Below are 4,361 nucleotides of genomic sequence, written 5' to 3'. Positions count from 1 at the left end.
GGTCGGCGCGGCGCCCGCGCCTCTCGTTGGCCTCGACGCACCGGATGCTGTCTTCATCGGGGGCGGCATCTCGGAGAACGGCGTGTTCGATGCGGTCTGGGCGCGGTTGAAGCCGGGCGGACGATTGGTCGCCAACGCCGTCTCGCTGGAGGGTGAAGCGCGGCTTGCGGCGTTGTTTGCTAACCACGGCGGCGAGCTGATCCGCCTTGCGGTGTCGCATGTGAAGCCGGTCGGCACCATGCACGGCTTCAGGCCCGCGATGCCGGTTACGCAGTGGCGGGTGACGAAACCATGATCGCGCTCGGCATCGGCTGCCGCCGCAACGCCTCGGTTGAAGATATCGAAGCGGTGATCGCGCAGGCGCTCGACGCGGCGTCGCTGTCGGCAGTGTCGATCAGTGTGATTGCAACGGCAGACGACAAGGCGGCCGAACCCGGTCTCGTCGAAGCGGCGCGCCGTATCGGCCGTCCATTGTGCGGCATTGCCGTAGGCAAGTTGGCAAACATGTCCGGTCTCGCGGTGACGCGAAGTGAGCGCGTGCAGCAGTTGAAGGGCGTGCCGTCCGTGGCCGAGACCGCGGCGCTTGCGGCCGTCGGACGAGGCGGGCGCTTGATCTTGCCGCGCATCGCCAACGCGACCGTGACGTGCGCGCTGGCAAGCGATGAGCCGGAGCAGGCCACATGACGGTACATTTCATTGGGGCCGGTCCCGGCGCGCCTGACCTGATCACCTTGCGCGGACGCGACCTGATCGCGCGCTGTCCGGTCTGCCTTTACGCCGGATCGCTGGTGCCGAAGGCGCTGCTGGATCATTGTCCGCCAGGCGCGCGCATCATCGACACGGCGCCGCTGTCGCTCGACGAGATCGTTAACGAAATGGAGCGCGCGACCTCGGCCGGCGAGGACGTCGCGCGGCTGCATTCCGGCGACCTCTCGATCTGGAGCGCGCTCGGCGAGCAGGTGCGCAGGCTCGAGGCGCTGCAGATTTCATACACGGTCACACCGGGCGTGCCAGCCTTTGCGGCTGCCGCTGCAGCGCTGGGACGTGAACTGACCTTGCCCGGGCTCGCGCAATCGGTGGTGCTGACCCGCACCTCGGGTCGGGCCTCGGCGATGCCTGACAGCGAAAAGCTGTCGCTGTTCGCGCAGTCGCGTGCCACGCTTGCCATTCATCTTTCGATTCATGTGCTCGACAAGGTGGTCGACGAGTTGACGCCGCATTATGGCGCGGATTGTCCGGTTGCGATCGTCTATCGCGCCAGCTGGCCGGACCAGCGCATCGTCGCCGGCACGCTCGCCACCATCGTTGCGGCCATGCAGGCCGAGACGGTGGAACGCACGGCGCTGATCCTCGTCGGCCCTGCGCTCCGTGCATCTGATTTTCGTGAGAGTGCGCTCTACGATGTCGACTATCAACGGCGCTTCCGCGGGCGGGGCGAATGACGATCGCAGCCGCACCCAAGGGACTCATCATCGCGGCGCCACGCTCGGGCGCCGGCAAGACCACCGTGACGCTCGGCGTGATGCGGGCACTGGTGCGGCGCGGAACGCGGGTCGCGCCCTTCAAATGCGGCCCTGATTACATCGATCTCGCGTTTCACGCGGCCGCGGCCAAGCGGGCGAGCACCAATCTCGACGGCTGGGCGATGTCGGCGCCGCAGCTTCTGCGGCTGGTGCATGAAACGACGGCCGAGACAGATCTTGCAATCGTCGAGGGCGTGATGGGCCTGTTCGACGGTGCGGCGGCGCCGGGGCGCTCCGGACGCGGCTCGGCAGCCGATCTCGCTGCATTGCTAAGCTGGCCCGTCATTCTGGTGATCGACGTCAGCGGCCAGACCGAGACGGCGGCTGCAGTCGCGCTCGGCTGCGCCAGATATCGCGACGATGTCCGCCTGGCTGGTGTCATCCTTAATCGCGTCGCGAGGGAGCGGCATCGTTCAATGATCGAACCTGCGTTCGACAGGATCGGGATCAAGGTTCTCGGCGCGCTGCCGCGCGACGACAGTCTGGTGCTGCCGGAGCGGCATCTCGGCCTGGTGCAGGCGCAGGAAACCGCTGATATCGAGGCGCGGCTGGAGCGGCTGGCCGATAAGATCGCTTCAACAACCGATCTTGGTGCGATCGCGGCATTGGCGCAGCCGATCGCAAGCGGGCGACACGCCGACGATGCCGATGACATCGGCATCCAGCCTCCGGGGCAGCGCATCGCGATCGCGTCGGACGCTGCGTTTTCGTTCACCTATCCGCATCTCGTGCAGCACTGGCGTGCGCGTGGCGCCGAGATCGTGCCGTTCTCGCCATTGGCGGACGAAGCGCCGGATGCGTTGGCCGATGCGATCTGGTTGCCGGGCGGCTATCCGGAGTTGCATGGTGCGCGCTTGAGCGCGGCGCGCCGGTTCATCGGTGGCCTGCGAAACGCCGCGACGCGCGGCGTGCGCATCCACGGCGAATGCGGTGGCTACATGGTACTGGGGCAGGGGATTGAGGATGCCGGCGGCCATCGCCACGAAATGGCAGGGCTGTTCTCCCTGGAAACGTCATTTGCAAAACGGCGCCTGCATCTCGGCTATCGGCGGGCGCGGCTGCTCGCCGATTGCGGCCTTGGGCTGCGCGGCGCCGTGGTTCATGGCCATGAATTCCATTACGCCAGTATTGTCAGCGAAGGCGACGAACCGTTGATTGATTGCCACGACGCGTTGGGTGTGTCGATCGCGGCGCGAGGGGCGCGGCGTGGTACGGTCAGCGGCAGCTTCCTGCATGTCATTGCCGGAGACGCGCTATGAGTGACGCGAACAGGCCGCCGCGCTTCGACGCAGCTTTCAGAGAGCGCTTTGCCGAGCTGGTGCGCTGGCGGCGCGATGTGCGGCGGTTTCGTACCGATCCAGTTCCGGCCGAACTCATCAAGCGGCTGCTCGCGCTCGCTGCTTACGCGCCCTCGGTCGGCTTCAGCCAGCCCTGGCGTTTCGTGCTGGTGGAAACGGCGGAGCGCCGCGTCGCGATATCAGCCAATTTCGAGCGCGCCAATCGCGCAGCGCTCGACGGCTATGACGGCGAGCGCCGCGCGGCCTATGCGCAGCTCAAGCTCGCGGGCCTCGCCCAAGCGCCGGTGCATCTTGCCGTCTGCGCTGATGAGGCGACCGATGTTGGTCACGGGCTTGGACGGCACACCATGCCGGAGACGCTGCGCTATTCGGTGGTGACGGCGGTGCAGACATTGTGGCTGGCCGCGCGCGCCGAAGGCCTCGGCGTTGGCTGGATCTCGATCCTCGATCCGCAAGCCGCGTGCCGGGCGCTGGAGCTTCCGGCCGATTGGAGCCTTATCGCCTATCTCTGCATCGGCTGGCCGGAAGAGGAGCATGACGATCCCGAGTTGGAACGCCATGGCTGGCAGGAGCGGCTCTGCGATCGCACGACCGAGCCGCTCCGGCGCTGACGATCGGGACCGTCTGCTGGTCTTTGTCGCTCCAGGCGAGCGGCAGCAGGTGCGCTCATGCCCTAGCCCTTCAACGCCGCGAGCAGAGTGTCCGGGCGCTCGGCCATCATCATGTGGCCGGCGCCCGGCAGCACGATGGTCCGCGCCTGCGGGACGGCGGCTGCCAGCGCCTTGCCGGCCTTGGCCGGCGTCATCATGTCCCTTTCGCCGAGAACGAACGTCACCGGCACCTTGATGCGCGAAGCCGCGGCCAGCGCATCCTGATACGCATTGCAGGCGGAGAGATCGGTAAACAGCACGCCGGGTGCGCAGCGCCTCAGGGTCGCCTGCGCGCCGCCATGCATCCACAGACCTGGGGCGCGGCTGCCGCCGAGTTCGGCAGCGTAGCCGAGGCCCCAGATCGAGACCATGTCGATCGCCGCCTGGTCGTTGCTCTCGGCGGCCTTCAGAAGATCGGGACCAACCGTCATGGTCGCCGCGGTACCGATCAGGCTCAGCGCCGTGACCCGGTCAGGATGTCGCGCGGCCGCGTCGACCGCGATCAGCGAACCCATGGAGTGGCCGATCAGATGCGCCGGCTTGGCGCCAGCCGCGTCGAGCAGGGCGATGGTCCAGTTCGCCATCGCAGCAATGCTGGTCAACGCCGGTCCCACCGAGCGGCCATGGCCGGGCAGGTCCGGCACCAGCACGGCATGGCCGTGATGCGCGAACCAGCGGCTGTGCAGCGCCCAGGTCGAATGGTCGAAGCCGGCGCCATGCAGGAACACCACCGTTGGAAGAGTGGGATCGAAATCCCGTCCGCCGGTCGCAACGAAGGTCTCCTTGCCATTCACTGACAGCTGCATGGCTCACACCTTTTGCGAGGCGCGCAGCGCCTGTCCGAGATCGTCGATGATATCGGCCGCGGCCTCGATGCCGACCGACAGCCG

The 4,361-nt window shown here is 67.3% G+C and carries 5 protein-coding genes and 1 pseudogene; 5 read left to right on the top strand and 1 reads right to left on the bottom strand.

Annotated elements, in window-relative coordinates; translation table 11 throughout:
- The 5 genes and pseudogenes from WA702_RS05855 to bluB all read left to right on the top strand — a co-directional run.
- A pseudogene (locus WA702_RS05855) lies at positions 1–295 on the top strand (cobalamin biosynthesis bifunctional protein CbiET); the annotation flags it as partial.
- Positions 292–684 carry a cobalamin biosynthesis protein gene (locus WA702_RS05850; protein ID WP_425109587.1) on the top strand — a complete coding sequence of 131 codons (393 nt, stop codon included), beginning with the start codon at positions 292–294 and terminating at the stop codon, positions 682–684. The pseudogene WA702_RS05855 and the gene WA702_RS05850, both read left to right, overlap by 4 nt.
- The gene (gene cobM, locus WA702_RS05845; protein WP_425109586.1) at positions 681–1,442 is read left to right on the top strand and encodes a precorrin-4 C(11)-methyltransferase; all 762 of its coding nucleotides are present in this window, start codon (positions 681–683) and stop codon (positions 1,440–1,442) included. Before WA702_RS05850 ends, cobM begins: the two co-directional genes overlap by 4 nt.
- The gene (locus WA702_RS05840; protein ID WP_425109585.1) at positions 1,439–2,782 is read left to right on the top strand and encodes a cobyrinate a,c-diamide synthase; all 1,344 of its coding nucleotides are present in this window, start codon (positions 1,439–1,441) and stop codon (positions 2,780–2,782) included. The genes cobM and WA702_RS05840 overlap by 4 nt, the downstream gene beginning before the upstream one ends.
- On the top strand, positions 2,779–3,432 hold the full coding sequence (gene bluB / locus WA702_RS05835) for a 5,6-dimethylbenzimidazole synthase (RefSeq protein WP_425109584.1): 654 nt from the start codon (positions 2,779–2,781) through the stop codon (positions 3,430–3,432). Before WA702_RS05840 ends, bluB begins: the two co-directional genes overlap by 4 nt.
- A 62-nt stretch (positions 3,433–3,494) precedes the next feature.
- Here bluB and WA702_RS05830 read toward each other — a convergent pair whose 3' ends face one another.
- The gene (locus tag WA702_RS05830; protein WP_425109583.1) at positions 3,495–4,277 is read right to left on the bottom strand and encodes an alpha/beta fold hydrolase; all 783 of its coding nucleotides are present in this window, start codon (positions 4,275–4,277) and stop codon (positions 3,495–3,497) included.
- Positions 4,278–4,361: the final 84 nt, after the last annotated feature.

Source organism: Bradyrhizobium sp., assembly GCF_049798375.1.
Taxonomy (GTDB): Bacteria; Pseudomonadota; Alphaproteobacteria; order Rhizobiales; family Xanthobacteraceae; genus Bradyrhizobium.
This window is presented reverse-complemented; position numbering and strand designations above follow the sequence as displayed.

Coding starts and splice junctions, on each gene's coding strand:
- WA702_RS05850 (WP_425109587.1), top strand. CDS start 292: ATGATCGCGCTCGGCATCGGCTGCCGCCGCAACGCCTCGGTTGAAGAT.
- cobM (WP_425109586.1), top strand. CDS start 681: ATGACGGTACATTTCATTGGGGCCGGTCCCGGCGCGCCTGACCTGATC.
- WA702_RS05840 (WP_425109585.1), top strand. CDS start 1,439: ATGACGATCGCAGCCGCACCCAAGGGACTCATCATCGCGGCGCCACGC.
- bluB (WP_425109584.1), top strand. CDS start 2,779: ATGAGTGACGCGAACAGGCCGCCGCGCTTCGACGCAGCTTTCAGAGAG.
- WA702_RS05830 (WP_425109583.1), bottom strand. CDS start 4,277: ATGCAGCTGTCAGTGAATGGCAAGGAGACCTTCGTTGCGACCGGCGGA.